The sequence below is a fragment of the Pectobacterium zantedeschiae genome, from assembly GCF_004137795.1.
In the GTDB taxonomy this organism is placed as follows: domain Bacteria; phylum Pseudomonadota; class Gammaproteobacteria; order Enterobacterales; family Enterobacteriaceae; genus Pectobacterium; species Pectobacterium zantedeschiae.
Genome location: NZ_NWTM01000001.1, coordinates 750,806 through 777,192, shown reverse-complemented (window position 1 = coordinate 777,192; position 26,387 = coordinate 750,806). Strand labels below are relative to the sequence as shown.

20 protein-coding genes are annotated in these 26,387 nt (G+C 53.8%); 12 read left to right on the top strand and 8 right to left on the bottom strand.

The window, feature by feature from the left end; translation table 11 throughout:
* Positions 1 to 76: 76 nt before the first annotated feature.
* Positions 77 to 1,120 (bottom strand): YcjF family protein, encoded by a 1,044-nt coding sequence (locus CLR69_RS03625; protein WP_129711615.1) that lies wholly within the window; start codon positions 1,118 to 1,120, stop codon positions 77 to 79.
* A complete protein-coding gene (locus CLR69_RS03620; protein ID WP_129711616.1) occupies positions 1,117 to 2,514 on the bottom strand; it encodes a YcjX family GTP-binding protein in 1,398 nt (465 codons plus the stop codon). The genes CLR69_RS03625 and CLR69_RS03620 overlap by 4 nt, the downstream gene beginning before the upstream one ends.
* Before the next feature lie 322 nt (positions 2,515 to 2,836).
* On the opposite strand from CLR69_RS03620, the gene CLR69_RS03615 reads away from it, so the two are divergent.
* The 5 genes from CLR69_RS03615 to CLR69_RS03595 all read left to right on the top strand — a co-directional run bounded on the left by CLR69_RS03615 (position 2,837) and on the right by CLR69_RS03595 (position 14,121).
* Positions 2,837 to 4,579 (top strand): ShlB/FhaC/HecB family hemolysin secretion/activation protein, encoded by a 1,743-nt coding sequence (locus CLR69_RS03615; protein WP_129711617.1) that lies wholly within the window; start codon positions 2,837 to 2,839, stop codon positions 4,577 to 4,579.
* 11 nt (positions 4,580 to 4,590) lie between these two features.
* Positions 4,591 to 5,106 (top strand): toxin-activating lysine-acyltransferase, encoded by a 516-nt coding sequence (locus tag CLR69_RS03610; RefSeq protein WP_129711618.1) that lies wholly within the window; start codon positions 4,591 to 4,593, stop codon positions 5,104 to 5,106.
* A 27-nt stretch (positions 5,107 to 5,133) separates the two neighbouring features.
* Positions 5,134 to 12,927, top strand: a complete 7,794-nt coding sequence (locus tag CLR69_RS03605) for a hemagglutinin repeat-containing protein (RefSeq protein WP_129711619.1) — start codon at positions 5,134 to 5,136, stop codon at positions 12,925 to 12,927.
* A 12-nt stretch (positions 12,928 to 12,939) separates the two neighbouring features.
* Complete coding sequence (locus CLR69_RS03600) at positions 12,940 to 13,422, top strand: hypothetical protein (RefSeq protein ID WP_129709761.1); 483 nt, start codon at positions 12,940 to 12,942, stop codon at positions 13,420 to 13,422.
* A gap of 144 nt (positions 13,423 to 13,566) precedes the next feature.
* The gene (locus tag CLR69_RS03595) at positions 13,567 to 14,121 is read left to right on the top strand and encodes a hypothetical protein (RefSeq protein WP_242451531.1); all 555 of its coding nucleotides are present in this window, start codon (positions 13,567 to 13,569) and stop codon (positions 14,119 to 14,121) included.
* A gap of 263 nt (positions 14,122 to 14,384) precedes the next feature.
* On the opposite strand, the gene pspC is transcribed toward CLR69_RS03595, so the two are convergent.
* The 3 genes from pspC to pspA form a co-directional block, all read right to left on the bottom strand.
* Positions 14,385 to 14,750 carry an envelope stress response membrane protein PspC gene (gene pspC, locus CLR69_RS03590; RefSeq protein ID WP_129711620.1) on the bottom strand — a complete coding sequence of 122 codons (366 nt, stop codon included), beginning with the start codon at positions 14,748 to 14,750 and terminating at the stop codon, positions 14,385 to 14,387.
* Positions 14,750 to 14,974 carry an envelope stress response membrane protein PspB gene (pspB, locus tag CLR69_RS03585; RefSeq protein WP_011093546.1) on the bottom strand — a complete coding sequence of 75 codons (225 nt, stop codon included), beginning with the start codon at positions 14,972 to 14,974 and terminating at the stop codon, positions 14,750 to 14,752. The genes pspC and pspB overlap by 1 nt, the downstream gene beginning before the upstream one ends.
* A gap of 101 nt (positions 14,975 to 15,075) precedes the next feature.
* On the bottom strand, positions 15,076 to 15,741 hold the full coding sequence (gene pspA / locus CLR69_RS03580; RefSeq protein WP_010276756.1) for a phage shock protein PspA: 666 nt from the start codon (positions 15,739 to 15,741) through the stop codon (positions 15,076 to 15,078).
* Positions 15,742 to 15,966: 225 nt separating this feature from the next.
* On the opposite strand from pspA, the gene pspF reads away from it, so the two are divergent.
* Entirely contained in the window at positions 15,967 to 16,956 is a 990-nt protein-coding gene (pspF, locus tag CLR69_RS03575) for a phage shock protein operon transcriptional activator (protein WP_129711621.1), read from the top strand.
* 72 nt (positions 16,957 to 17,028) lie between these two features.
* Here pspF and CLR69_RS03570 read toward each other — a convergent pair whose 3' ends face one another.
* From CLR69_RS03570 to CLR69_RS03555, 3 genes are all read right to left on the bottom strand, one after another.
* Positions 17,029 to 18,546, bottom strand: coding sequence for a cellulase family glycosylhydrolase (locus CLR69_RS03570; protein ID WP_129711622.1), 1,518 nt, complete (start codon positions 18,544 to 18,546; stop codon positions 17,029 to 17,031).
* A gap of 383 nt (positions 18,547 to 18,929) precedes the next feature.
* A complete protein-coding gene (locus CLR69_RS03560; RefSeq protein ID WP_129711623.1) occupies positions 18,930 to 19,418 on the bottom strand; it encodes an RES family NAD+ phosphorylase in 489 nt (162 codons plus the stop codon).
* On the bottom strand, positions 19,415 to 19,855 hold the full coding sequence (locus CLR69_RS03555) for an antitoxin Xre/MbcA/ParS toxin-binding domain-containing protein (RefSeq protein WP_129711624.1): 441 nt from the start codon (positions 19,853 to 19,855) through the stop codon (positions 19,415 to 19,417). Before CLR69_RS03555 ends, CLR69_RS03560 begins: the two co-directional genes overlap by 4 nt.
* Positions 19,856 to 20,026: 171 nt before the next feature.
* Here CLR69_RS03555 and sapA point away from each other — a divergent pair, with 171 nt between their 5' ends.
* From sapA to fabI, 6 genes are all read left to right on the top strand, one after another.
* Positions 20,027 to 21,718, top strand: a complete 1,692-nt coding sequence (sapA, locus tag CLR69_RS03550) for an ABC transporter substrate-binding protein SapA (protein WP_129712044.1) — start codon at positions 20,027 to 20,029, stop codon at positions 21,716 to 21,718.
* Positions 21,715 to 22,680, top strand: coding sequence for a putrescine export ABC transporter permease SapB (sapB, locus tag CLR69_RS03545; protein WP_129711625.1), 966 nt, complete (start codon positions 21,715 to 21,717; stop codon positions 22,678 to 22,680). The genes sapA and sapB overlap by 4 nt, the downstream gene beginning before the upstream one ends.
* On the top strand, positions 22,667 to 23,557 hold the full coding sequence (gene sapC / locus CLR69_RS03540) for a putrescine export ABC transporter permease SapC (RefSeq protein WP_040043321.1): 891 nt from the start codon (positions 22,667 to 22,669) through the stop codon (positions 23,555 to 23,557). Before sapB ends, sapC begins: the two co-directional genes overlap by 14 nt.
* 16 nt (positions 23,558 to 23,573) lie before the next feature.
* Positions 23,574 to 24,566, top strand: a complete 993-nt coding sequence (gene sapD, locus CLR69_RS03535; RefSeq protein WP_129709775.1) for a putrescine export ABC transporter ATP-binding protein SapD — start codon at positions 23,574 to 23,576, stop codon at positions 24,564 to 24,566.
* Complete coding sequence (sapF, locus tag CLR69_RS03530; RefSeq protein WP_005972439.1) at positions 24,566 to 25,381, top strand: putrescine export ABC transporter ATP-binding protein SapF; 816 nt, start codon at positions 24,566 to 24,568, stop codon at positions 25,379 to 25,381. The genes sapD and sapF overlap by 1 nt, the downstream gene beginning before the upstream one ends.
* 191 nt (positions 25,382 to 25,572) lie before the next feature.
* Complete coding sequence (gene fabI / locus CLR69_RS03525) at positions 25,573 to 26,361, top strand: enoyl-ACP reductase FabI (protein WP_010276729.1); 789 nt, start codon at positions 25,573 to 25,575, stop codon at positions 26,359 to 26,361.
* The last annotated feature ends 26 nt before the right edge of the window (positions 26,362 to 26,387 follow it).

The following is a 26,387-nucleotide window of genomic DNA, read 5'->3' as shown; positions in this document are numbered from 1 at the left end:
GACGCTTTTGTCTTACATTCCCCAGTTGAACAATGACAAATGACGATGGCGCATGCCGGACACCATCGTCTTCCCCCTAACGTCCTTTTTGCAGTGTTTCTTTTACCTGACCAATCAGTTCACGGCGGAAATCACCGAGACGGGGCTTGTCATCCAGCCACGGTAGCGGGCGACATAACTCCATCGCTTTGATGCCCAGACGCGCGGTCAGCAAACCAGCACCAATGCCCTGCGCAGCGCGGGTCGAGAGTCGCGCAGCAAGATCTTGCGACATCCAGTCCATGCCAATTTCCCGCACCAGCTCCGATGCACCGGCAAACGCAATATTAATCAACACCAGACGGAACAGACGAATACGACTGAAATAGCCGAGTTCGATGCCATACACCGCGGCAATGCGATTAATCAGTCGCAGGTTACGCCAGGCAATAAATGTCATATCCACCAGCGCTAGCGGGCTGACGGCGATCATTAAGGTAGACTCCGCCGCAGAACGACTAATTTCACGCCGTGCCTGCGTGTCCAGTACGGGCTGAACCAAACGCGCATACAGTTCCAGAACTTCGCGATCGTTGTGCGTTTCGTGGAGTGAAGCCTGCCAGCGCTGTATCGCAGGATGACCGCTATCCAACCCTGCCTGCCGCGCTAGTTTTTCACAGAATTCACGCCCGCGTTCCACACCATGGCTGTGCAGTAGATCGCGCGCCACATCACGCTCTTCAGCGCGTTCTCGCAGACGATAGAGCCGTCGCCACTCGACGGCCAGCGAACCAACACCCGCCGCCACAATCAGGCTCCCCGCGGTGATACCGCCCAGCGCGATCCAATCCTGTTGCACCCAGGCGTTATGCAGTGACTGCACGCCCTGCGCTAACGCGCTGACGCCAAACAATGTGATGCCCGCCATCACCATACGCCGCCACAGGCTGCGTTTAGGACGTAGCGCCGCACTGATAGCCTCTTCCGCCGCGCCTTCTTCCGGCACTTCTTCTTCACGGCTGATAGGGGAAAACGGCGTGCCGCTCTGCTCGTCAAATGCTAACCCGGCACGCAGTTGCGGCAGCGGCTCTTGCGGTGAAGCATCATCGAACGTAACGCGGGGTTTCAGTGGTTCGTTCATCGCAATTTATCCTTTAACAAAAAGTCCATGACCGTATCCAGCCGGATATGCGGTAACGGCGTGTCCACCGTCATTTCTCGCGGGCGGAACTGATCGAAATGGAAGCCCTGCGTTTGCCAGAATGCCGCGCCCGGCAAGCGTGCTGGCACTTCACCGGGGTAAACCGTCAGCGGCTGACCATCACTGAGTCGGTGCCCTTTCAGCGCCGGAATTTTCTGGCCCTGATGATCGACCACCCCGCTCTGCGTTGACTGGATCGACGCAATGCCTTCACAGCGCATATCGATGCCTTCAAACGCCGCATTTTGCCAGGCCTCTTGCACCAGTTGTTGAAGCAAAGACACCAGATTAGCGTGCTGATCGGCGGTAATGTGATCGGCTTTACTTGCAGCAAACATCAGCTTGTCGATACAGGGAGAGAACAAGCGCCGGAACAGCGTGCGCTTACCATAGTGAAAACTTTGCATCAGTTGGGTCAGCGCCAGCCGCATATCATTAAACGCATGAATGCCGCTATTGAGTGGTTGCAGGCAGTCGACCAGAACAATCTGTCGGTCAAAGCGCACGAAGTGATCCTTATAAAATCCTTTGACGACCGACTGACAGTAGTAGTCAAAGCGCCTGCGCAGCATACCGATGTTGGTTTTCTCATCCGCCTGCGCCAGCTTGGCTTCACCGATATTATCCACCTGCGGCCAGGGGAAAAATTGCAGCACCGGTGCCCCCGCCAGATCGCCCGGCAGCACAAACCGACCCGGTTGAATAAAGTGCAACCCTTCTTGCTTGCAGCGGTGCAGATAATCGGTGTAGGCCTGCGCAACCTCAGCTAACTGATTTTCATCCGCCGGAGCCAGCGGATCGATTTTCTCACACAGTGCCAGCCAGGGCTTTGCCCATTCAATTCGCCCTCCTTGCAGCAAGCCGCTCATTTGCTGCGACCAGCTCAAATAGGTTTGCTCCAGCAGCGGCAGATCCAGTAACCATTCGCCGGGGTAATCGACAATTTCGAGATAGAGCGTCGAGGTATCTTTAAAATGGCGCAGCAGCGAATCCTTGGAGCGATAGCGTAGCGCCAGACGGATCTCACTCACGCCGCGCGTTGGCGTCGGCCAATCTGGCGGTGAACCATACAGCGCTGCCATGCCTTCATCATAGGCAAAGCGTGGCACGCCCAGATCGCGCTGTGGCACACGCTTCACACCGAGCAAACGCTCTTCTCGCACGGGGGAAAACATCGGCAGATGTGCACCGCTGTGGGTGTTCAATAATTGATTGACGAATGCAGTGATAAACGCGGTCTTGCCACTGCGGCTCAACCCGGTGACGGCAATCCTTAGATGGCGATCCACGCCGCGGTTGACCAGCGAGTTAATTTCGTTCTGTAGTCGACTCATTGAATGAACCATCACGCCTGTAGTTGAGAAATAGATAGACAGTTGAGAAATATACTGTTGAGAACTATATACCGTTGAGAAATATATCGTATCAATATAATAAAATCAGACAAACGCCTCACGCCGACATAAGTTCAACCACGATCACCTATCTCATACCGTATTTTTACCGCCAAAATGTAAAGAAACGATAATTTTAAGACAACTCTTAGTAAGCAATAAGACAACTCTTAGCAAACAAATTGTTAACATATATAACCTGAAATTGTTCCAAGTAACAAAAATTGTCCCAATAACAATCAATAATTCAGGTTAATTAATTATGCTACGGAATGCGTCACTCACTGACGGGTATCAACCTGCGCGTCTCAGCCAGCTTGCGTTATTTATTTTATTGACCACCTCAGCAAGCAGCTGGGCGGCAGATAATAATATGGCGCCTCTTGCTGCACCGGGTCGTGTGGATGAACAACTGAATATCAACCAGCAGGATCGCCAGCGTGCGATGCAGCAACAATTAGCGCCGCAAACGCCTGATGTGCGTTTACAGCCGCCTTCCTCATTCTTTACTAAGTTGCAATTTCCACAGGAGCAACAGTGCTTTACGCTGTATCACATCATACTGACCGGCAAAGAAGATTTCCCCTCCTGGCTGCGTATCCCGCTGCAACAGCTAGCCGATCAGGGTAAAGGTCAGTGCCTGGGCGCTCAGGGTGTCAACCTGCTGATGAGCGCACTGCAAAACCGTCTGATCGACCATGGCTACGTCACCGCACGCGTAATGGCACCGCCGCAAAACCTGAAAACCGGCACCCTGCATATCACCCTGATTCCGGGCAAAACGCGCCAGATCAAACTGACTAAAGAGAGCGATCGCTACGTGAGCCTCTGGAGCGCCCTGCCTGCGCGTGAAGGCGAACTGCTGGATTTGCGTGATATTGAGCAGGGACTGGAAAACCTGCAACGCGTGCCCACCGTACAGGCAGAGATGGCGATTGTTCCGGGCGAACAGCCCGGCGAAAGCGACATTGACGTCACCTGGAAACAGGAAAAAATGTGGCGTCTCGGCGCGACGCTCGATGACTCTGGCACCGAAACCACCGGTCGTTATCAGGGCGGCCTGACGCTGTATATCGATAATCCCTTCGCACTCAGCGACCTGTTCTACATTTCCGGCAACCATGACCTTGAATCCGGCAGCGAAAAAGGCAGCAAGAACTACATGTTGCACTATTCCGTACCGTTCGGTTACTGGATGGCGGGCGTCACCGCCAGCGGCTACGACTACAACCAGAATGTGGCGGGCGCGTATGAAGACTATAACTACAGCGGCAACAGCAAAAACCTTAATTTCCAGCTGAGCCGTGTGCTGTACCGCAGCGGCAGTCAGAAAACCTCAATGAGCTATGAAATTCTGACGCGCGAATCGCAGAACTTCGTCAACGATACCGAAGTGGATGTGCAGCGGCGTAAAACCAGCGCCTGGCGTCTGGGTCTGCAACATCGCCACTATTTCGGCGACACCACCCTTGATGCCGCAGTGAGCTACCAGCGCGGCACCCGCTGGTTCGGCGCTATTCCGGCGCAGGAAGAGTATTTCGATGAAGGCACCGCGCTGGCGAAAATTTTCCAGCTGAATGCACAACTCGATATGCCGTTTACGCTGGGCAATCAGAACTTCCGCTACAACGTGCAGTATCTACGCCAGATCAGCCATACCAAACTGACGCCACAGGATCAGCTGTCGATTGGTAACCGCTGGACCGTGCGCGGCTTTGATGGTGAACGCACCCTGACGGCCGACCACGGCTGGTTCGTGCGCAACGATCTGGCCTGGCGCACCCCGCTACCTAACCAGGAGCTGTATCTCGGCGCTGACTACGGCGAAGTAAACGGCACGCGTGATTACCTCGCAGGAAAACATCTGGCGGGCGGCGTGCTTGGTCTGCGCGGTAACGCCTTTAACACCGGCTACGACCTGTTTGTCGGTGTGCCGTTCTCCAAACCGGAAGGTTTCCACACCAGCCCGGTCACCCTCGGTTTCAACCTCAGTTGGCAGTACTAAGGAGGCGCGTGATGAAGATTCCTGTTAATGGCTATCAGTTAACCGCCCCGCTGCTAGGCGGTCAGTTCAGCGAAGCGGAAGCGCTTGGCGCGGCTATCTGGCTGTGGATGCATTCGGAACAGCACCGCGATATTCCGCTCAGTGTGCTGCCGACGCTGCTGCTGCCCGCCATCAAACATCAGCAGTTTGTTATTGCCAGCCGCGATGACAAGCCCATGTTTTTTCTCAGTTGGGCGTGGATGGACGAAGAAGCGGAACAGCGCTACCTCACCGGCCCCGGCATCCTGGTGCAGCCGCAGGACTGGACCAGCGGCAACCGCCTGTGGTTCCGCGACTGGGTCGCGCCATTCGGCGATCAGCAGGTATTTCGTCGTATCGTCGGCGGCACGCTGTTTCCCCACTTATGTGGCCGTGCGCTGTACCACAAAGGGGCGGAACGCGGACAACGGGTACTGCAGTTCCGTGGCGATGACGTCACCCAGCAACAATTCAGACTCTGGCAGCAGAACACGCCGCTGATTGCTTAACATCACTTTTAGCAGGGATAACTTTTCGTGAATAAGAACCTCTATCGCATCATTTTCAACAAAGCTCGCGGCCTGTTAATGGTGGTGTCAGAAATCAACCACGGCCAGGGTAAAAGCGGCGCAAACGGCGTCGGCCATACGCTGAGCCAGCTGATTGGCCGCATGAAGCCCACCGCCTTCCTGACCATGGCCGCACTCGGCCTGATCACGCTCGCGCCACAGGCGCTGGCGGCCGGAATTGTCGCCGACAAGAGCGCCCCGGGCGGCCAGCAGCCGAATGTGATGCAGAGCGCCAACGGCACGCCGCAGGTTAATATCCAGACGCCGAGCGCCGGTGGCGTTTCGCATAACAAATACACCCAGTTTGACGTCGATAACAAAGGCGCGATTCTTAATAACTCACACAAACAGGTACAAACCCAGCAGGGTGGCTGGGTGGCGGGTAACCCATGGCTGGCGAAAGGCGAAGCCAAAATTATTCTTAACGAGGTCAACTCGCGTGACCCGAGCAAGCTGAACGGCTATGTCGAAGTGGCAGGCCGTAAGGCGCAGGTGGTCATCGCCAACCCAGCGGGCATCAGTTGCGACGGCTGTGGCTTTATTAACGCCAACCGCGCCACTCTGACCACCGGTACGCCGCAGATGACCAACGGTGAACTGCGCGGTTACCGCGTGGGCAAGGGTGAAATCGTGGTGGAAGGCGCTGGCATGGACAGCAGCCGTCAGGATTACACCGACCTGATTGCCCGCACCGTGAAGGTCAATGCTGGTATCTGGGCGAAAGATGTGGCCGTCACCACCGGTAAAAACGAGGTGGCCGCCGATAACAGCACGGCCACAGCCAGCGGCGCGACGGACAGCAGTGACGTCAAGCCGACGCTGGCGATTGACGTCGCCCAGTTGGGCGGCATGTATGCCGGTAAAATCCGCCTAGTAGCGACCGAGCAAGGGGTCGGCGTCAGCAACAAAGGGACGCTTGGCAGTCAGGCGGGTGACATCACCATTAACGCCAATGGCGATATCGTCAACAGCGGTACGGTCAATGCCGGTCAGGATCTGCTGCTGGGCGGTAAAAAAGTTAACAACAGCGGCACCCTGTTTGCCCAGCGCGATCAGAGTACTACCGCCAGCGACGAGGTGACGAATACCGGCCTCATCGCCGCCAAAGGCAACACCCGTGTGCGCGGCACCAGCATCCGCAACAGCAAAGGCGCGGCCATTGCCGCCGGGATGAAAACCGATGGCACCCTGGCCGACAGCGGCAATCTGACACTCGCCAGCAACGGTAAACTGACCAGCCAGGGTCAGGCGCTGGCCGGTGGCGATCTGAACGCCAGCGCCAGCCAGATCGATCTCAGCGGCAGCGATACCGCCGCGCATCACGTCACTCTGACCAGCAGTAGCGATATCATCACCGACGACGCGCAGATGCTGGCGAGCGGCGATTTGAAACTCTCCTCCACCGGTAAACTCAGCAACGATCGCGGCGTGATTAACGCCAATACGCTGCAGGTCAGCACGCCGGTTATCAGTAACCGCGGTGGCCAGTTACTACAGAGCGGCGACAACGATCTGCAACTCAGCATTAACAGCATTGATAACCAGAATGGCCGCATCGCCGCCAATGCCAAAAAATTCAGCGTACAGGGCACCAGCCTGAATAACCAAGGTGGCACCATTATGGCGGCCGGTTCCGGCTCGCTGGATGTTGCCGCCAGCAGTGAACTGAATAACCAGAACGGTACACTGGCCGCCGCCAGCGATCTGGCGATCGCCACTCCGGTGCTGAATAACAATCAGGGACAGATCTCCGCCAATAAGCAGTTGACGCTCGATCAGCAAAACAGCAGCGCCCTCGCCCGCGTCGCAGCCACCAGCAGCGATCTGCGTATCAGCAATGAAGGTGGCCGTCTGGTGGCGGGTCAGCAGTTGACCTTCCGCGGTCGCGAGATTAATGGCAGCGGTGAAATTCTGTCGCTTGGCGATATGGATCTCAGCTTCGCCGACGGCTTCAGCAATACCGGCAAAACGCTGGCGAACGGCGATCTGACCCTGAATGTCAACAACAGACTGATCAACACGGCGCTGCTTGGCGCCGGTGGTAAGCTGAATGTGCAGGCCGGCAACATCGACAACCAGGCCACTGGCGAACTGAGTTCCCAGCAAACCACGCTGAACGCCAGCGATACGCTGAGCAACCGCGGCCTGATCGACGGCGTGCTGACCCGAATCAACGCTAGCACCGTCAACAATATCGGCACCGGCCGTATTTATGGCGACGGTCTGGCGATCGGTGCGGCGACGCTGAATAACCTGGCGGAAAATAACAGCAGCGCCACCATCGCGGCGCGTCAGCGTCTGGATCTGGGCATCGGTACGCTGAATAACCGCGACCACTCCCTGATCTACAGCGATAGTGATATGGCCATCGGCGGCGCGCTGGATGCGGACGCGCTGGCGACCGGCAAGGCAGGCGAAATTAACAACCACAGTTCGACTATCGAATCTGTGGGCAATATGGCACTGAGCTTCACCGCGTTGAACAATATCAATGACAACTTCGTCACCCGTATGGTGCAGTTGTCCCAGCAGCAGAAAGAGGAGTACATGGTGGTGAGCCTGAATAATGGCGTCCACTACAGCCCTGACGACTACAACATCAGCTTCTACAAAGATGAAGTGCGCCATATCTGTATCGCAGGCGTGGTGTGTGGTCGCGACCATTACTACCAGTACAGCTATACCAAGACCATCAGCGAAGAGCAGATCACCCAGAGCGACCCGGCGAAAATTATCGCGGGCGGTCAGATTTCACTCTCCGGCGATAAGCTGCTGAACGACAAGAGCCAGATTGTTGCCGGTGGCACCCTGCTGACGGCAGTGAAGGAACTGGTGAATGCCGAAGTCACTGGCCAGAAGCTGACGGAAAAAGTCGGTCAGGTCATCGAATGGGATCGTATCCATAAAAAAGGCAAAGACAGCCAGAAAGCACGCGCTTCGGCATATACGCCACCAACGGAAATTCAGTCCATCAGCCTCAGCCCGAGCGTAATGAAGGAGAATACTCAGGCAACCAGCAGCGCACCATCGCTGGCTGAGTATGCCGCGCAGCGCGTGGAAGTGGCCGGACAGAACACCGATGTCATTCGTTCGATGACACCGGATGCTTCCCTGCCAACCGGTAGTCTGTTCACCACCCTGCCGGATGCCACCAGCAGCTATCTGATCGAAACCGATCCGCGCTTCACCAATCAGAAAACCTGGCTGAGCTCCGACTATATGCTGAGCCAGTTGCAGACCGACCCATCGATCACGCAAAAACGCCTCGGCGATGGTTTCTATGAGCAACGTCTGGTGCGCGAGCAGATCGTTGAGCTGGTCGGCCAGCGCTATCTCGCCGACTACACCAGCGATGAAGAGCAGTATAAGGGCCTGATGGAATCGGGCGTCAGCTTCGCGAAGAAATTCAACCTGGTGCCGGGCGTGGCGCTCACCGCCGAACAGATGAAACAGATCACCCAGGATATGGTGTGGCTGGTGGCGCAGGATGTGAAGATGCCGGATGGCACCACCCAGAACGTGCTGGTACCGCAGGTGTATGCACAGGTGCAGCAAGGCGATATGGACGGTAGCGGTGCATTGCTGGCCGGTAAGAACGTCAGCATTGGCGTCAGCGGCGGCATGCTGAACAGCGGACGTATCAGCGCCACACAGTTGGTCAGCGTTTCCGGCGACGATATCATTAACGTCGGCGGCATTATTGCTGGTAAATCCGTGTCGCTGCAGGCGACCAACGATATCACTGACACCGGCGGTACGGTGCGAGCCACCGATACCCTGCTGGCGCAAGCCGGACGTGATATCACCGTTGTCAGCGAGACTAACCACGCGGAAAGTCAGAACGGCAGTAACCGCTTTAGCCGCGACAATATCGACCGAGTGGCAGGCATGTATGTGCAGGGTGACGATGGCAAACTGCTGCTGCAGGCAGGCCGTGATGTCAATCTTCAGGCCGCGCAGGTGGTCAGCTCCGGTGAAAACAGTCAGACGCAGATCGCTGCTAGCCGCGATATCAATATGACCACCGTCACCACCGGCAGCAGCGACAAAGTGGTGTGGGATAAAGATAACCACGTCACACAGACGCTGACCCAGGTACAGGGCAGTGAAGTCACCAGTGACGGCAATATCTCGCTGAATGCCGGCAATAATATTAACGCCCAAGCAGCGAAACTGAATGCCGATCGGCAGCTTGCGCTGACCGCCACCAATGATATCAACCTCGGCAGCGCCAGCAGCCAGGAATATCTGGATATGAATTCGAAGGTGAAAGGCTCCGGCTTCCTGTCGAAACGTACCACCACCACCCGTGCCGGTTACGATACCACGCTGGCAAACGGCAGCAGTCTGGGCGGGGAGAATATCTCCGTCACTGCGGGTAACAACCTGAATATCACCGGCAGCGATGTGGCGGCGGATCGGGATCTGGCGCTGCGTGCCGGTAATGACCTCAATGTCACGGCGGCGGAAGAGAGCCGCGACAGCTGGTCGATGAAGAAAACCACCAAGTCGGGCCTGATGAGTAGCGGCGGCATTGGCTTCTTTGTTGGTTCGATTAAGGAGAGTTCAACCTCCGATACTGCGGCGCTGACCCACAACAACAGCATGCTGGGCAGCGTCGATGGCGATACCAGTCTGGTGGCGGGCAATAATATTGCCGTGCAGGGCTCTGATGTGATCGCCGGTAACGACATCAATATGGTGGCGAACAATATCACCATTGATGCTGCGAATAACCAGAGCACCACCGACACCACTTACGAGCGTAAACAGACGGGTCTGACGCTGGCGCTGTCCGGCGCTATCGGCAGCGCGATTAATACCGCTTACACCAGCGCAAAAGCCGCAGATGAGCAACAAGATAGTCGTATGGCGTCACTGCAAAAGCTGAAAACCGGTCTGGCGGGCATACAGGCAGCCCAGGCCGCGGTGCTGGCTTCGCAGAATACCGCGGATCAGAATGCCATTGGCGTCAGCCTGTCGCTGAGCACCTCGAAGTCGAAGAGCGAGAGCCACAGCGAAGCGGTTAACGCTTCCGGCAGTACCGTGCAGGCGGGCAACAATATCAACCTGGTGGCGACTGGTTCAGAGAATGGCGCCGATGGCGATCTAACCATCGGCGGCAGCCAGTTGAAAGCAGGCAACGATGTGCTGCTGTCGGCGAACCGCGATATCAACCTGCTGTCGGCGCAGAATACCCAACTGCAGACCGGTAAAAACAGCAGCAGCGGCGGTGGCGTGGGCGTCAGCATCGGCGCTGGTCAGGGCGGCGCGGGGATCAGCGTATTTGCTAACGCCAGTAAAGGTTCCGGTAACGAAAATGGCGATGGCCTGACGCATACCGAAACCACCGTCGACGCCGGTAATAAGCTGACAGTTAACAGCGGGCGTGACACTACCCTGCGTGGCGCACAGCTGAGCGCCGACAAGGTGGTGGCGAATGTCGGCCGTGACCTGACGCTGCAGAGTGAGCAGGACGTCAATAACTACGACTCGAAGCAGAAGAACAGTTCAGCGGGTGCCAGCTTTACCTTTGGCAGCATGACTGGCAGCGTCAGCGCCAGCGTGGCAAAAGATAAGATCCACAGCACCTATAACAGTGTGCAGGAGCAGACCGGTATCTTCGCCGGTGACGGCGGATTCGATATCACCGTCGGCAACCACACGCAACTGGATGGCGCAGTGATTGGCAGCACCGCCAGCGAAGATAAAAACCGCCTCAGCACTGGTACGCTGGGCTTCAGCAATATCGACAACAGTGCCGAGTTTGATGTGTCGCACAGCAGCGTCGGTATCAGCACTGGTGGGCTGGGCGCACAGGACCTGCTGAAAAATGCCGTACAGAATCTGGCGGCCAATGGTCTGGGAGCGGATGGCAGCGATGGGAATGCTTCCGGTACGACTTATGCCGCCGTTTCGCCGGGATCGCTGATTATCCGTGACCAGGCGAACCAGCAGCAGGATGTCAGCGAACTGAGCCGCGATGTTGAGCATGCGAATCAAAGCATCAGCCCAATCTTTGATAAGGCAAAGGAACAGCAGCGTCTGAGCCAGTTGCGGTTGATTGGCGACGTTGTTAATCAGGGCGTGGATATCACCCTGAGCCAGGGCCAGATTATGGCGAATAACGCAGGAATTAAAGCGGCTGGTGAGTGGGATGAGACCAAGGAGACACGTCAGGAATACTGGGCCCGTGTACAAAATACCGCCGCGTATAAGGACATCAACGATCAATATAAAGCGGGTGGCGAGCTGAATAAAGGTATTCGTGCCGCCGCAGCAGCCATCACTGCGCTGGCAGGTGGTGATCCACTGAAAGCGCTGGCTCAGGGCGCCGCGCCTTATCTGTCGAGCACGGTGCGCGATTTAACCCTGCAAAATAGTGACAATCCAACCGCCGGGCAGATCGCGGCAAATGCCATTGGTCACGCCATCGTTGGCGGCGTGGTGGCCGAACTTTCTGGTTCAAACGCCACTGCGGGTGCAGTCGGTGCGGCGGGAGGTGAACTGGCGGCACGCGCTATCGTCGACTATCTCTATCCAAACAGAACGGTTGAGTCACTTACTGATGATGAACGGGCGAAAGTCAGTAATCTGGCATCTCTGGCAGCAACCATGGCGGCAGGTCTGGCGAGCGATTCTTCTGCAGGCGCGGTAGCAGGACATGATGCAGGTAAAAATGCAGTTGATTATAACCTGCTGTCCAATAAGTACGGCGTTGAGAAACTGAGTAAAGAAGGCCGCGCGCTGTATGAAAAACTAAAAGCCGCTGGTATCGGTGGTATGGATGAACTACAGGAACGCTTTACTGCCTGTGGCTCTAATGGTAAATGCCAGACCGATATCCGCAATGAGTACCGTAAATTGGAAAAAGAAGCGGGCGAAAAGCTGGTCGCGATGTATAAATCTGGGGCAATAACGGCTGATGAGTTCGGCTATCTCGTAACAGATTATGCCAGAACGATGATGTATGGTGCGCGACAGGGCCAGCTAGATTCTGATTACTCTGGATTCATCGGTGACATCTATACGCAGACAGGCATTGACTGGACTCCAATGGGCGTCGCTGGCAATCCGTATGTCGCCGCCATTAAGGGCAGTGAACAACTTGCCGAATGGAAAGCACAGGGACTGAGCGATGAGAAAATCCGTGAGCTGGCACTGAAAAACGATATCATTACCTCAGCGATGACGCCTATTGATGTCAATGGGATCCTCAGCTTATACGATAATGGTGCATCGGCGCAGGAAGTTGTAAAATTTGCTGCGGGTATGGCGTTCAACAAAGTCGTACAAAAAACACAGTCAGGCGGTAAGGGTACATCGGGTACCATTGGTACTCCTGCGACGACAGCTAAAAATCCGCTAAGTCCCGTTCAGCAACGTGATGTTCATGGCAATGAAATTGTTTATCGGACGATGTCACCTGAGCAATTCAGGCAGTTTGAAAGAACAGGGGTGATGCCAGCGACCACTGAAACATCAGTTTCTCCAGTGCTATCATACTCTTCTAAGTACGATGGTATAACCGTGAAAATCACTGTTAAATCAGGCACTTTCTCCGAATTGGAAAAAATTGGTATTGCCGCAAACAGTGCCGCAGCTAAAGAATTGCCCAACATGTCCACCCAAACGGGTAAATGGATGGAAACAAATACTCGCTTCAAGGTTGAAGGAGGACAGATGACGACACAACTTGGACAAGGCAAAGGAATGGAGATTTTTAATAAAAACATCGTCCATTTTGAACAGGTTAAATAACAGGAAAGCATTATGCTGTTAAATCTTGAAAACTCGAAACACCCTATGAAAATTGTCTATCTTCTTTCAGAAGAACTCAGAGGGGACCCTGAGCAAGTGGCTTTAACACAGGCTCTGACTCTCGATCCATCAAGACCAGCCATGGGCCTGAAGGGAGCCAATGGTCTTTTTGGCTCATCCGAGTGGTGGAATAGCATTGAACAGGGAAAAATGCGTTTGCTGCACAGATCTGGCACGATCACAAGAACCTATGTGGCAGGACAAGATCCATCTCCGGTAGATAACTGTTTCAGTTTGCTGATGGATGATGGTTCTGTCATTGAAGAAAGCATTTATCACCATATCGATGATGAAGATAAGAAGCTGTTCCGCCCGGGAGCCAGGGTGGATATCGTTTATGCACTTGATGAACTTAAGAGAACATCAGCCAATGGCGATAAATGCTATTCTGATATAGTGCTGGAAATAGCGGTTTCTTTACAACCAATTAAATGATAACGGAATACGCTAATTAAAATTATGACTCCTTTATAATATTGCACTCCCCACCTTTGGTGGGGAGCTGTTAGTCTTAAAAAACTGAGAGCAGCGTTACTGTAGAATACCAATTACTTTTCAAACCCATTAGGAATGAAACAAGTGAAAAAGTTACTGCGAAATAATCTGGCAATGATAACACTCCTCTCTTCAGGCTGTTCTATTATGCCAAACAACTCTTTTTTCATTCCGCCCAATGAAAGCAATAATTCTCCGTGGGTACGTATTGTAGATAATACCGAACAGACAAGTATCTACCAGACGTTAAACGGCAAACGCACTGGCGGTCTTATTCGTTCCAGTGAATGGGTTTTACAAAACACCCAGGATCGCGGAATGCCAAAAATATCTGGAGAAAAATACGATATCGACTACTACGAAACACCATTAGTTCCAGGGGTTGAAACAGCGATTATCAACGTTTATGTTGAAAGTAAATACTCATGCCTTATTACCACTCGCTTTGTTCCCGAAAAAGGCAAAAAATATCAGTTCCAGTTGGAAGCCGATACCTTACATTACCAGTGCCGTGTGCAGGCCAGCGAGATGGTGAAAGACAGCCATGGTCAGTGGAAACTTGTCCCTCTACAGAATGTTAGCTACAGCGCGAAAGAAGGAAATGGCTGGCATCCGATGCACAGTGGGATAGGATCATAGAGATTGCCACTGTGATCTGCGGTAGGAAGAATAGGATAACTTATCGCCCGTTATCCCTCCCCCTACTCCCGCTACCGTTATGAGCGTCGTTGCATTGATTAACTGAATTCGCGAAAAACATGTCGTTTAAAAAGCGTATCGTTGCAAAAAGCGCATTCAGGCTACCGCATTGATTGCGGAGAAAAAAGCAGCGCGACATTATCCACTCTCGACGCGAGTCGTACGGTGGATAACGTCAGCGAAAGAGCATAACCGATGACAAATTACAGGTGGCGAAAGCGATTCTGAACGCCAAATGTATCCGAGGTGACATAGCGCTCCATGTTACGCAGACGCTGTTCGCTGGCCTGCAATGTCGCATCAGCCTCATTCAGCAGTTGGATAGGTGTCTGAGCCGCATTTTCATTCTCAAATCCCATTCCCGCCGGAGCCGGATCGAGCATAAAGGTCAGAATGATGTAAGCGACAATCGTGAAAAAGAACAGGCCGAAAAACATCGACAGCACCACGATTACCCGCAGGAGTTTCACCGGCACGTCAAAATAACGCGCTAAACCAGCACAAACCCCTTTCAGCATGCCTTCTTCCGGTATGCGATATAACGTTTTACCTGACCATGTATTTTTCATTACGATTTTCTCCAGTCCGGGTGTTCTGCATCCAGAATGTCTTCCAGCGCCCTGATACGCTCACGCATACGGCTGGACTCTTCCGTTAAGCGCGTCAGACGCTGCATATCGTTTTGTCCCAGTTGAGCACTGTTTTTACGCTGACTGTAATGTAGCCAAAGCCATATCGGTGCCACAAACAACATGAAAATGGTCAGCGGAATGGCAAGAAACAACGCACTCATTGTATCTCCTTAGTATTATTCACACGCCTCAAACAGCGCGAGGGCTAAGCGTTGGCTGCCATTTTGCAACGACAGCCCGCCCAATAGCGTTTACGCTTTAATTATTCTGCTGGCTTAACTTTAGCTTTAAGTGCCGCCAACTGCGCGCTGATTTCATCGTCCGCTTTCAGCTCGGCAAACTGCTGGTCCAGCGACTTTTGTTTTCCCAGCCCGTGGCTTTCCGCTTCCGCTTCCATCGTGTCGATACGGCGTTCAAACTGATCGAAACGCGCCATCGCTTCATCCAGCTTGCCGCTATCCAACTGACGGCGTACATCACGCGAAGAGGCCGCAGCCTGATGGCGTAAGGTCAGCGCCTGCTGGCGGGCACGGGTTTCACTCAATTTGTTTTCCAACTCACCGATTTCACGCTTCATGCGCTCCAGCGTTTCATCCACGCTTTCGGCTTCATGCTGCAACACGGCGATCAGGTCGGTCAGTTTCTGCTTTTCAATCAGCGCTGCACGGGCTAAATCGTCTTTATCTTTACGTAGCGCCAGCTCTGCTTTTTCCTGCCACTGATCTTGCTGGCCATGGGCTTGCTCAATACGGCGGGCAATCTGTTTCTTTTCTGCCAGCGCCCGCGCCGAGGTTGAACGCACTTCAACCAGCGTATCTTCCATTTCCTGAATCATCAGCCGCACCAATTTCTGCGGATCTTCAGCTTTATCCAGCAATGAATTGATATTGGCGTTCACGATGTCGGCAAAACGAGAAAAAATACCCATAATTACATCCTCTTCATGATTTACAGCGTCTGATTACGCCTGATTTATCATCGTGACCAGCCGAGCCAGTCGCGATCTCGTTCTAGATATATCAATAAGCATGCCAATTTTTAATTTTATTTAACTAATTGAAAATAAAAGAATAGATAATTTTGACTATTTTCTCCTTTTCGTTAAATTAGTCAAATACACTAACAGTTAGTAAAAATAACACGGTAAAACATCATGCTTCAGGAAAAAGAGAACCTGCTGGGCGAAGCCAACAGCTTTTTAGAGGTACTGGAACAGGTGTCGCAGCTGGCACAGCTGAATAAGCCAGTGTTAGTGATCGGCGAGCGCGGTACGGGTAAGGAGTTGATTGCCAGCCGCCTGCATTACCTTTCCCCACGCTGGCAAGGGCCGTTCGTTTCCCTTAACTGTGCGGCGCTCAACGAGAATCTACTCGACTCCGAGCTATTTGGTCATGAAGCCGGTGCCTTTACCGGCGCGCAGAAGCGCCACCTCGGACGCTTCGAGCGAGCCGACGGCGGCACGCTGTTTTTGGATGAACTGGCCACCGCGCCAATGCTGGTGCAGGAAAAATTACTGCGGGTGATCGAATACGGGATGCTGGAGCGTGTCGGCGGCAGAGATCAGCTCCAGGTTGACGTGCGTCTGGTGTGTGCGACCAATGACGACCTGCCTGCGCTGGCAGCCAGTGGAAAATTCCGCGCGGACCTGCTCGATCGGCTGGCCTTTGACGTTGTACAGCTTCCTCCGCTACGTGAACGCCAGCAGGACATCATGCTGCTGGCTGAACACTTTGCCATTCAAATGTGCCGAGAGTTGCATCTGCCGCTGTTTCCCGGTTTTACGCCAGCCGCACGCGAAACGCTGCTGAATTACGACTGGCCAGGCAATATTCGTGAACTGAAAAATGTCGTTGAACGCTCGGTGTATCGTCACGGCGACAGCGAACAGCCTCTCGATGCCATCATTCTTAATCCCTTCAGCCGGTCTACTACCGTTCAGGAAAAACCGCAGCATGCGGCAACCAGCCAGCCGAATTTACCGTTGGATATGAAGCCGTGGCTGCTGGAACAAGAGAAAAGTTTGATCGAACGGGCGTTAACTCAAGCAAAGTTTAATCAACGCAAAGCGGCTGAACTGCTGGGGCTAACCTATCACCAACTGCGTGGGCTATTGAAAAAACACGATATCGCGGTGAATGAGTGAAATATCTGGAAAGAAAATGCGGGCGCATTCGCGCCCGCAGTGTCAGTCGGTTAATGGGTTAATAGCACCATATTACGGCTCAGTACCCCATACCAACGTACCTTTATCGTGTACGGTGATCTTATCCCAGTTTGTGTAGCTCGTGACGTTAGCGCCGTATGAATAGTCGTTCGTTTCATTCACGTTGCTCCAGTCACCAGCATGGATACGCACCTGCACTTCCCCCGTCTCTGCACCCGGCTGGAGGGAACCAGCCCCGCTGCTGAAGGTCACAAGAACATAGCGATTGGCTTTATCGGTGCTGGCGGCTGGCGTCCCTGTGCTGGTCACAATGTTGTTAGGGCCGATATTCGCCCAGTCAACAAAGAGGTTCGCACCCGGTTTACCATCATCATTGAAGTAGTAACGTACTTGCAGATCGCTGAGTTTGATCGGCGTACTTCCGGTATTTTTGATGTTAAAGGCCATACGAATCGCATCATCGGAAGGGTTGTTATCCACATTACGATATTGCAGCACGACATCGCCCGTTGTTCCGCTACCGGGATTGGTCGGTTCCGTCGGCGTAGTCGGCGTTTCGCCACCGCTCAGACCTGCACCCGCACGAATCTGCTCTCTGACAAATTTGCCTGACGTTGACAGATTCTGCTCCGTCCAACCGCCTGTTTTGCTCGCTCCCGGAGCCAGCGCCGCAGACGCCTCTGATTTATCGTTAAGCGACCAGTTCACCCAGCTTACGCCACGGTTATTCAGGAAATCGATCCAGGTCTGTGATTCCGGCAGGAACGGCCCACCATTGCCGGATGCATCGCTTGTCCCCCACTCGCTAACGAAAATCGCAGCGCCACGACTTTGTGCATAATCAATGCGATCGCGCAGGAACTGCCCGTGCGTGCCAGCATAGAAATGCAGCGCGTACATCGTATTAGGATCTGGTAACTGATTGTCCGCCGCGTCATGGATATCCTGACTCCAGGTACCGGTGCCGACGATAATAAGGTTATCGGGATCTTTACTACGAATGGTGTCTGTCACTTCCAGCGCATAAGGGCGGATCTGCCCATTCCATGTCACGCCGCCGTTTGGCTCATTGGCAATTTCATAAATTACGTTTGGCGAGTTGCCATACAGACCCGCCATTTCGGCAAAGAAGGTTTTTGCCTGTGCTTTATAAATATTAGGATCGTTATCCGACAAGATATGCCAGTCGATGATGATATAGACACCAAGGCTCTGCGCCGCCGCAACAGCCTCTTTTACCTTATTGGCGAGAGAAGGATTAGAAATATAGCCATCAGCCGCCGTATACATGGCGACGCGGAATACATTGATACCCCAGTCGTCACGCAGCCATTTCATCGAATCCTTGTTGACATAGTCACCAAACCACTGCAACCCGTGCGAACTGATCCCTCTCAGTTGCACCCTTTTTCCCTGTTCGTCCACCAGTCGCCCATTTTCGATGGACAGTTGACCGTGTGTTTCTACCGGCGTGGCGGATAATGCGGAGAAGCTAAGCGACATGCCCAGCACCGTTGTTACTACACCTAACGTCAATTTCCTGACGATTTGATTCCTTCTGATCCACATATTCCTTATCTCCATTGTGAACACCCATAATCTTGGGTATAGGCATAATAAGGGAGATTTCCACTCTCGCAAATAATTTAGGAAATATCCCAACCACATTGATTTTATTAATTATTTACAAAGAAATAGAAAGCAAGGTAAGCATCTGGCGACGCGATATAGCGGACAAAAAAAAAGCCAGCACATAGGCTGGCTAAAATAATACTGGAAGCAATGTGAGCAATGTCGTGCTCTCCTTCAGTGCCTGCGAGGAGCCACTGCTGAAGTGCGAGAATGATGATAATAGTTATCAGTATCATCTGTAAAGCACTTTGTTGAGAATTTTTCTCATTTCCATACTGACTATAGGGTTCCTGCCAGCCTTATCGCCGCCGATAGCAGACTTAATGCCCTGTGGGGTTAAACAGCCTATGGCTGTAAAAATCCGGGATCGCCTCAATAAGGCGCAGCTGACTTAACGCAGGATGTAGCGGATTAATCAGTGCATTACGCATACTGCCAAACGGCTTAACCGTGCTGGTCGGCACCCAAATCACCAGCGACGCCCCCGCATTCAGGCAACGCGACCCCAGCGCCTGTACGTCCGGCATGAACGGATAACGGTGCCAGTCTTCAGGCAGCATTTCTAGCGTAATGGATTCTTGCGGAACATCGTCCGGCAGTTCATACACACCCAAGCGGTAGCTGGCGGGCAGCAACTGCGGCGAAGGTAAATAGTTGCCCATTTCCAACATTGCGACGGCGGGCGTTTCACTAAAATACAGCACTGGCGTGTTGGGCTGATTGAAACGCGCGCCGTGCAGGAAACTGACGCCCGTCTGCCCTGAAAACGATTCTAGCCAGGCCACTTTGCTGATGCGGTAGAGCCTCATATAAATTCGCCGTATTCAATACGGCTTAGCGCGTTATCAACCAGTTGACGCCCTTTGTGCGTATCCAGCATTTCCGCTGGCGTTTTTCCGCCAAAGGCTGGAACACCACTCTCCATCCACAACAGTGCCTTCGCTTCATCTTCAAACGTCGTCATCGCCTTTAACCACAGGCGGAACGTCTCCAGTGCAGCCTCCCCCTGCTCCAGCGTTAAATGCTTACGGCGGAACAAACGAGAGATATTAGACGGATCGACAGACAGCGCCGAGCCAATCAACTTACGACTTAGCCCACTGGCATCCGCACCGCGTTTCAGCATCGCGCCGGAAATCCCGCCGCGCACCACATTAACGAACATCAACGGGTCATGAAAAACGCCGTCAGGCAGTTCGGCTTCACGCGCGAAATTTTCAACTTTAAGACTGATTTCTGCATTCATGACTCTCTCCTCGTCAATATGACTTAACTATAGCACTCATGATGACGTTTTCAATCGTTCACCAAATGGTTCAAACGGTTGGAAAGTCGCCAGACGCACACAACAAGAGTGGGGAGGATGCCAAGAGTGCGATACACTCTCTCTATAACCGTATTGACTGAAAAATCCCGTATGTTCGGAAAAACCTGTTTCGCACTGGCATTCACCTGGCTGGCTTTACCTGCACTGGCCGCACCACAGTCCGTGCTAACGCCACCACCTGCTCCGCTGGAAAATATTCACCAGAGCGGCTTTGTCTATTGCGTCAATGATGTCCTGAACACGTTTAACCCGCAGATGGCACGCAGCGGCGTCACGATTGATACGCTGGCGGCGCAGCTTTACGATCGCCTGCTGGACGTCGATCCTTATACCTATCGCCTGATGCCGGAACTGGCCCAGCGCTGGGAAGTGTTAGATAACGGTTCGACATACCGTTTTTACCTGCGCCACGATGTGCCGTTTCAAAGTACAGCATGGTTCAGCCCCACGCGAAACATGAATGCCGACGACGTCATATTCAGCTTCCAGCGCATGCTGGATAAAAAGCACCCGTATCATGACGTCAACGGCGGTGAATATCCCTATTTCGACAGCCTGCAATTTGCCGATTCAGTGCAAAGCATTCGCAAACTGGGCGAGTACAGCGTTGAAATACGCCTAAATAGCCCAGATGCGTCGTTTCTGTGGCATCTGGCGACCCATTACGCTCCAATTCTGTCCGCTGAATATGCACAGCGATTAGCGAAAGAAGATAAGAAAGAACAGTTGGATCGCGAACCGGTCGGCACCGGGCCTTATATGCTCAATGAATACCGCAACGGGCAATATATCCGGCTAACGCGCAATGCCGATTATTGGCGCGGTTTGCCGCGTATGCCGCAGGTTGTTATCGATCTCGGTTCCGGCGGTACGGGCCGTTTATCCAAGCTGTTGACGGGCGAATGTGATGTTCTTGCCTATCCGGCAGCCAGCCAATTAACCATCCTGCGTAACGACCCGCGTCTGCGTCTATCGCTACGTCCCGGCATGAATGTCGCCTACCTGGCCTTCAACGTGCGGAAATCGCCGTTGGATGACCGCCGCGTGCGGGAAGCTATCGCGCTGGCGATTAATAATGACAGGCTGATGCAGTCGATCTATTACGGTACGGCAGAAACCGCTGCCTCTATTCTGCCCCGAGCCTCGTGGGCGTATGACAATGAATCACAGGTAACGGAATACAACCCGCAAAAAGCGCGACAAATTTTACAGGAACTGGGGCTAACGAATCTGAATCTGCGCCTATGGGTGCCCAGCGCCTCGCAATCCTATAATCCCAGTCCGTTAAAAACGGCAGAGCTGATACAGGCCGATCTGGCGCAAATTGGCGTCACTGTGACCATTGTTCCGGTGGAAGGCCGTTTTCAGGAAGCGCGGCTGATGGAGCTTAGCCACGATTTGACGCTAGCAGGCTGGGCAACCGACAGTAACGACCCTGACAGTTTTTTTCGACCGTTGTTAAGTTGCGCAGCTATCCGTTCCCAGAGCAACTATGCGCACTGGTGCGACCCTACTTTTGATGAAGTGCTGCAAAATGCACTCTCGTCACAGCAACTCTCTAAGCGGATTGACTATTATCAGCAGGCACAACGCATTCTGGCAGAACAATTACCCGTTCTACCGCTGGCGTCGTCATTGCGGCTGCTCGCCTACCGCTATGATATGAAAGGACTGGTCTTGAGCCCGTTCGGCAATGCGTCGTTCGCGGGCGTATTCCGCGAGGATCAACAGACGCAGCAGAAACCCTCTGCACCAGAAACCGTGGAGGAAGCACAGCCGTGATTATTTTTACCCTGCGACGTCTGGTGTTACTGATCGTGACATTGTCACTATTGACGCTGGTTGGCTTCAGCCTCAGTTACTATACGCCCAACGCTCCACTCAATGGCGCAGCACTGTTTGATGCCTATCACTTCTACCTCACCAGCCTGCTTCAAGGGGATTTCGGTCGCTCCAGCATTAACGGGCAGGCCATCAGCGAAGTGCTGAAAGAGGTTTTCCCCGCCACGATCGAGCTTTGTCTGCTGGCGTTTGCGCTTTCGCTGCTGGTCGGTATTCCGCTGGGGATTACCGCTGGCGTGATGCAGAATCGCGGTGCGGACATCGTGATCAGCACGCTGGCGCTCATCGGCTTTTCCCTGCCAGTGTTCTGGCTGGCGCTGCTGTTAACGCTATTCTTCTCGCTGCATCTCGGCTGGCTACCGGTTTCAGGCCGCTTCGACCTGCTCTATCAGGTGAAAACCGTGACCGGTTTTGCGCTGATTGACGCCTGGCTGTCCGATTCTCCACATCGCGGAGAAATGATCGTCAGCGCCATCCGTCACCTGATTCTGCCGATTACCGTGCTGGCCGTCGGGCCAACCACCGAAGTAATCCGCCTGATGCGCGTCAGCACCACGGAAATTATCAGCAAAAACTACATCAAAGCGGCAGCAACCCGCGGGCTATCACGCTTTACGATCATTCGTCGCCACCTGATTCACAATGCGCTGCCACCGATTATTCCCAAGCTAGGATTACAATTTTCCACGATGCTGACGCTGACGATGATTACCGAAGTCGTCTTTAACTGGCCCGGTTTGGGGCGCTGGCTGGTGAACGCGATTCGCCAGCAGGATTTCGCCGCGATTTCTGCGGGCGTAATGGTCGTTGGCGCAATGGTCATCACGGTCAACATCCTGTCTGATATTTGGGGCGCGATGGCAAATCCGTTGAAACATAAGGAATGGTATGCCCTACGATAACGTCTATAGCGAAAAGCGGCTGCCCAGCCGACTAGGCGACACCTGGCGCGCATTCCATCAGGATATGCTGGCGATGATCGGGCTGTACGGTTTTCTGATCCTGATCGGCCTGTGTCTGTTCGGCAAATTTCTTGCGCCTTATGAAGTTGACCAGCAATTTTTAGGCTATCAACTGCTTCCCCCTTCCTGGTCGCACTACGGTGAAGTGTCGTTCTTTCTCGGCACCGACGATTTAGGACGCGATCAGCTAAGTCGCCTGTTGAGCGGTGCGGCGCCAACCGTCGGCGCGTCGCTCATCGTCACCTACGCGGCGGCACTGTGCGGCATCGTGCTCGGCGTCTTTGCTGGCGTCACGCGCGGGCTACGCTCTGCAATGCTCAATCATATTCTGGATACACTGTTATCGATCCCGTCGCTGTTGCTGGCAATTGTGGTCATTGCCTTTATCGGCCCCAAGCTCGAACACGCGATGCTTGCCGTCTGGCTGGCGCTGTTACCGCGCATGGTGCGTACCATCTACAACGCGGTGCACGATGAAATGGATAAAGAATACGTGATCGCCGCCCGCCTTGACGGTGCCTCTACGTTTTACCTTGTCTGGTACGTCGTGTTACCGAACATTGCCGCACTGCTGGTTTCAGAATTTACCCGCGCGCTGTCCATCGCCATTTTAGATATCGCCGCGTTGGGCTTTCTCGATTTGGGCGCACAGTTGCCCACCACCGAATGGGGTGCGCTACTCGGCAACTCGCTGGAGCTGGTTTATGCCGCGCCGTGGACCGTGATGCTGCCAGGTGCGGCTATCGCGCTGAGCGTGTTAATCGTCAATCTGCTGGGCGACGGCATCCGCCGCGCGCTCGTCGCGGAAACGGAATAAGAGGCGACGACTCCCTATGCCATTACTTGATATCCGTAACCTGACGATTGAATTTCTGACCGCCGATGGCGCCGTAAAGGCCGTCGACCGCGTCAGCATGACGCTGAGCGAAGGGGAAATTCGCGGACTGGTGGGCGAATCTGGCTCCGGCAAAAGCCTGATCGCCAAAGCCATCTGCGGGATCACCAAAGAGAACTGGCGTGTCACCGCCGACCGCTTCCGCTTCGATGATATCGACCTACTGCAACTGTCGTCGCGTGAACGGCGTAAACTGGTCGGCCATAACGTCTCCATGATTTTTCAGGAGCCGCAATCCTGTCTCGATCCGTCCGAGAGCATTGGTCGGCAGTTGGTGCAGGCGATTCCTGGCTGGACGTATAAAGGCCGCTGGTGGCAGCGATTCAACTGGCGCAAGCGCCGTGCTATCGAGCTACTGCACCGCGTCGGGATTAAAGATCACAAAGACATTATGGGCAGCTATCCCTATGAACTGAGCGATGGCGAGTGTCAGAAAGTAATGATTGCGATTGCACTGGCGAACCAGCCGCGCCTGTTGATTGCCGATGAGCCGACCAATGCGATGGAATCCACCACGCAGGCGCAGATTTTCCGCCTGCTATCACGTCTGAACCAAAACAATAACACGACGATTCTTCTCATTAGCCATGACCTGCAAACCATGAGCAAATGGGCGGATCGGATCAACGTGCTCTATTGCGGACAAACCGTGGAGAGCGCCACCAGTGAAGATTTGATCACTGCGCCACATCATCCTTATACGCAGGCACTGATCCGTGCGATGCCCGATTTCGGCCGCTCCCTGCCGCACAAAAGTCGATTAAACACCCTGAACGGCGCAATTCCATCACTGGAACACCTGCCGATTGGCTGTCGACTTGGCCCGCGCTGCCCTTATTCACAAAAACAGTGTATGCAAACGCCGCCACTGCTCTCGATTAAGAACCACTTATATGCCTGCCACTTTCCGCTCAACATGGAGGAACCGTGATGGTTGAGATGCTGCTTGAAGCCCGCAACCTGACCAAGACGTTCCGTTACCGGACCGGGCTGTTCCGTCGTCAGCATGTTGAAGCGGTGAAATCCGTCAGCTTTACGCTACGTGAACGCCAGACACTCGCCATCATCGGCGAGAACGGTTCGGGGAAATCGACGCTGGCGAAAATGCTGTCAGGCATGATCGCCCCAACGTCCGGTGAGCTGGTTATCGACGATCATCCGCTGCATTACGGCGATTATGGCTACCGCAGTCAGCGCATCCGTATGATCTTTCAGGATGCGAGCAATGCACTCAATCCGCGTCAGCGTATCGGGCAACTATTGGATGTTCCGCTGCGGCTGAATACCGATCTCAGCGCCGAAGCGCGCGAAAGAGCAATTAATCAGGCGCTACAGCAGGTTGGGTTACGGCCCGATCACGCTTATTACTATCCGCATGCGCTCGCGCCGGGGCAAAAACAGCGCGTCGGTCTGGCGCGTGCGCTCATTCTGCAACCGAAAGTGATTGTGGCCGATGAGGCGCTGGCTTCGCTGGATATGTCTATGCGATCACAGATTATCAATCTGATGCTGGAGTTACAGGAAAAGCACGGTATCTCTTATATTTACGTGACGCAGCATCTGGGCATGATGAAGCACATCAGCGACCAGATTCTGGTGATGCAGGCAGGTGAAGTGGTCGAACGCGGCAGTACCGCCGATGTGTTGTCCGCCCCGTTGCATGACCTGACGAAACGTTTGATTGCCAGCCACTTTGGCGAAGCGCTCAGCGCCGATGCCTGGCGACGAGACGGTGCACAACGTTAATCTTCGCGCACAACGACGGTCCCCTCTGCGGTCACTGGACTGTGGAAAAAGGGGGATACTGCTCGGAGTACCCCTACCGTCCCCAACATGGTAGAATTGCGCGGTTTATTCATCTCGGTCGTCACTTGCCGCGTAGGTTTACAGGCACAAGAGTGGCGATCGCAGCAACAATGATCACAAGGATTACTGCTATGGGTTTTCTTACCGGTAAGCGCATTCTGGTAACAGGCGTTGCCAGCAACCGTTCTATTGCCTACGGTATTGCACAAGCAATGCAACGTGAAGGTGCCGAACTGGCATTCACGTATCAGAACGATAAATTGAAAGCACGCGTTGAAGGCTTTGCCAGCGAGCTGGGTTCCAGCATCGTTCTGCCGTGTGATGTCGCTGAAGATGCGAGCATCGAAGCACTGTTTACCGAACTGGCTAACGTATGGCCGAACTTTGATGGCTTCGTGCATTCTATTGCTTACGCACCGGGCGACCAACTGGACGGCGACTACGTTGATGCCGTTACCCGTGAAGGTTTCAGCATTTCTCACGACATCAGCTCTTACAGCTTCGTCGCGATGGCGAAAGCCTGCCGTAAGATGCTGAACCCTAACTCTGCACTGGTTACCCTGTCCTATCTGGGTGCTGAGCGCGCCATCCCTAACTACAACGTGATGGGTCTGGCGAAAGCCTCTCTGGAAGCGAACGTACGTTATATGGCGAACGCCATGGGTGCTCAGGGCGTGCGCGTCAACGCTATCTCTGCGGGCCCAATTCGTACACTGGCTGCATCCGGCATCAAAGACTTCAAGAAAATGCTGTCTCATTGCGAAGCCGTTACGCCAATCCGCCGTGTCGTTACCATTGAAGACGTGGGCAACTCTGCTGCGTTCCTGTGTTCCGATCTGGCTGCCGGTATCTCCGGTGAAGTCCTGCACGTTGACGGCGGCTTCAGCATCGCTGCAATGAACGAGCTGGAACTGAAATAAGTCATCAAAAGTAGCCTGTCCCTGAT

What these genes read in the sequence shown, in the direction of transcription:
- CLR69_RS03625 (WP_129711615.1), bottom strand. Translation starts at nt 1,120, where the DNA reads ATGAACGAACCACTGAAACCCCGCGTTACGTTCGATGATGCTTCACCG.
- CLR69_RS03620 (WP_129711616.1), bottom strand. Translation starts at nt 2,514, where the DNA reads ATGAGTCGACTACAGAACGAAATTAACTCGCTGGTCAACCGCGGCGTG.
- CLR69_RS03615 (WP_129711617.1), top strand. Translation starts at nt 2,837, where the DNA reads ATGCTACGGAATGCGTCACTCACTGACGGGTATCAACCTGCGCGTCTC.
- CLR69_RS03610 (WP_129711618.1), top strand. Translation starts at nt 4,591, where the DNA reads ATGAAGATTCCTGTTAATGGCTATCAGTTAACCGCCCCGCTGCTAGGC.
- CLR69_RS03600 (WP_129709761.1), top strand. Translation starts at nt 12,940, where the DNA reads ATGCTGTTAAATCTTGAAAACTCGAAACACCCTATGAAAATTGTCTAT.
- pspC (WP_129711620.1), bottom strand. Translation starts at nt 14,750, where the DNA reads ATGAAAAATACATGGTCAGGTAAAACGTTATATCGCATACCGGAAGAA.
- pspB (WP_011093546.1), bottom strand. Translation starts at nt 14,974, where the DNA reads ATGAGTGCGTTGTTTCTTGCCATTCCGCTGACCATTTTCATGTTGTTT.
- pspA (WP_010276756.1), bottom strand. Translation starts at nt 15,741, where the DNA reads ATGGGTATTTTTTCTCGTTTTGCCGACATCGTGAACGCCAATATCAAT.
- pspF (WP_129711621.1), top strand. Translation starts at nt 15,967, where the DNA reads ATGCTTCAGGAAAAAGAGAACCTGCTGGGCGAAGCCAACAGCTTTTTA.
- CLR69_RS03570 (WP_129711622.1), bottom strand. Translation starts at nt 18,546, where the DNA reads ATGTGGATCAGAAGGAATCAAATCGTCAGGAAATTGACGTTAGGTGTA.
- CLR69_RS03560 (WP_129711623.1), bottom strand. Translation starts at nt 19,418, where the DNA reads ATGAGGCTCTACCGCATCAGCAAAGTGGCCTGGCTAGAATCGTTTTCA.
- CLR69_RS03555 (WP_129711624.1), bottom strand. Translation starts at nt 19,855, where the DNA reads ATGAATGCAGAAATCAGTCTTAAAGTTGAAAATTTCGCGCGTGAAGCC.
- sapA (WP_129712044.1), top strand. Translation starts at nt 20,027, where the DNA reads ATGTTCGGAAAAACCTGTTTCGCACTGGCATTCACCTGGCTGGCTTTA.
- sapC (WP_040043321.1), top strand. Translation starts at nt 22,667, where the DNA reads ATGCCCTACGATAACGTCTATAGCGAAAAGCGGCTGCCCAGCCGACTA.
- sapD (WP_129709775.1), top strand. Translation starts at nt 23,574, where the DNA reads ATGCCATTACTTGATATCCGTAACCTGACGATTGAATTTCTGACCGCC.
- sapF (WP_005972439.1), top strand. Translation starts at nt 24,566, where the DNA reads ATGGTTGAGATGCTGCTTGAAGCCCGCAACCTGACCAAGACGTTCCGT.
- fabI (WP_010276729.1), top strand. Translation starts at nt 25,573, where the DNA reads ATGGGTTTTCTTACCGGTAAGCGCATTCTGGTAACAGGCGTTGCCAGC.